The 234-nt window shown below is 56.8% G+C and carries 1 protein-coding gene; it reads right to left on the bottom strand.

Going from position 1 to position 234, the window contains the following annotated elements; all coding sequences use genetic code 11:
- Nucleotides 1-234 (bottom strand): transposase (locus tag OGX67_RS00420; RefSeq protein WP_286525592.1); only part of this gene is annotated, 234 nt, incomplete at both ends.

Below are 234 nucleotides of genomic sequence, written 5' to 3'. Positions count from 1 at the left end.
GATGGTCTTGAACAATTGGCGGGCCAGTTGATGCTGCTCCAGCAGGTGGCGGAAATTCATGATGGTGGTGCGGTCCGGCAGGGCGCTATCCAGGGATAACCGGGCAAACAGACGCATGGAGGCGATTTCGTACAGAGCATCTTCCATCGCGCCATCGCTCAGGTTGTACCAATGCTGCATGCAGTGAATGCGTAGCATGGTTTCCAGCGGATAAGGTCGCCGGCCATTACCAGC

The organism is Citrobacter sp. Cf118 (assembly GCF_030334095.1).
Classification (GTDB): Bacteria; Pseudomonadota; Gammaproteobacteria; order Enterobacterales; family Enterobacteriaceae; genus Citrobacter; species Citrobacter freundii.
The sequence above is the reverse complement of the archived record's forward strand: the minus strand, read 5'-3'. Positions and strand labels throughout refer to the sequence as shown.